The sequence below is a fragment of the Sphaerospermopsis aphanizomenoides BCCUSP55 genome (genome assembly GCF_001586785.1).
In the GTDB taxonomy this organism is placed as follows: Bacteria; Cyanobacteriota; Cyanobacteriia; order Cyanobacteriales; family Nostocaceae; genus Sphaerospermopsis_A; species Sphaerospermopsis_A aphanizomenoides_A.
Genome location: NZ_LUFH02000224.1, coordinates 1 through 1,206, shown reverse-complemented (window position 1 = coordinate 1,206; position 1,206 = coordinate 1). Strand labels below are relative to the sequence as shown.

At 58.2% G+C, this 1,206-nt stretch carries 2 protein-coding genes; both read left to right on the top strand.

Annotation, left to right across the window (positions count from 1 at the left end):
• Positions 1 to 405, top strand: a 405-nt coding sequence (locus A0J48_RS26415; RefSeq protein WP_234301188.1) for a hypothetical protein, incomplete at its 5' end; no start/stop codon positions are given.
• Positions 406 to 414: 9 nt separating this feature from the next.
• The gene (locus A0J48_RS26410; protein WP_200327539.1) at positions 415 to 1,155 is read left to right on the top strand and encodes a hypothetical protein; all 741 of its coding nucleotides are present in this window, start codon (positions 415 to 417) and stop codon (positions 1,153 to 1,155) included.
• Positions 1,156 to 1,206: the final 51 nt, after the last annotated feature.

The window sequence follows — 1,206 nt, the reverse complement described above, 5'->3', positions numbered from 1 at the left end:
GCGGTGCTTGAGACCCCCTACCGGTCGGGTGGCAAGGGGGGCAAGCCGAGGGCCATGTTGAGCGCGGGCAATCTGAACACCGCAGCCTTAACGCTCTTCCTGGCGCTGAACCTATCCGCCAGACCCGTGCTTCCGTGGCTCATCATCGATGACCCTGTTCAGAGTATGGATGATGTCCACATTGCGCAGTTTGCCGCCCTGTTGCGGACCCTGAAGCGCGAAGGGCGGCAAGTAATCCTGGCCGTTCACGATCGGCAGTTGTTCGACTACCTGGCCCTGGAGCTCAGCCCAGCATTTAATGGCGATCGGCTAATTACGATTGAGCTGGGCCGCAGTGCGGACGGTCTGACGACGGCTAAATGGACACCGACGGTGTTCGAACCCGATCGGGCGTTCGCCGCTTAGGCCAGGGCCATGCTGACGGAAGGACTGTACTTTTACCATGGTACAACGTCGTCTTCAGCTCGGCATATAATTGCCGGCGGCGCGCGAGATCTGAACGCCGCTCTCAATATGCAGGTGGCCGCTAGATTAATTGTCGAGCGGATCGAAAAGGCGCCGGGCGGCTACGTGCAGGCCTTTCAGGATGCTGGCAGCAAAATTCCAACCACAGCCCCAATTGCCCTAAGGAACCTGGCCGAAGGCTACAGCGAGAGCTTATTTGCTTACGGGCCGTTCTTCGCCACGCTCGATCCGCGATCAGCCTACAAGTATGCTCTCAGAGGAGGGGCTGAGGCCCTTCAATGCTTGCGTGAAGGGATCGCGGTGACTGAATGGTTAGGTGACCCGGTGCATTCTGAGCTGCGGTCTGTCTGTTCCGATTTGCTCCAGGCGATTGACGCCCTCTCAGTTTCGCATCCAGTCATTATTGGCCTTAGAGGCATACCTGCTAGCCGGATAGCGCGTGAATCTGGGGCGGCAGTCACTGTCGATTGGCTAAAATTCATGGCCGATCTTGTGGCTCAGCCAGGCTATTCTGTACCAGCCACGGTTCGCATTTCAGATGTTGCTCCATCAGATGTCGTCGCAGTGCACGACCTGGCCGGTCACAAAGCGATTGATGATCCGATGCCGTATTTCGATGAGGGTTGGTCGCTTCCGCGTTCCGTTGCTCCGTCGCTTTGGCTCGGCAGCCTTGGCAATTCCCTCAAATGAATTCTGCGCTGACACGGCCCCCCGGACGTGTGTGGCCTCTTGCTACAGGCG

Bases quoted from the DNA above. Each gene is read 5' to 3' on its own strand.
- A0J48_RS26410 (WP_200327539.1), top strand. From the start codon at position 415: ATGCTGACGGAAGGACTGTACTTTTACCATGGTACAACGTCGTCTTCA.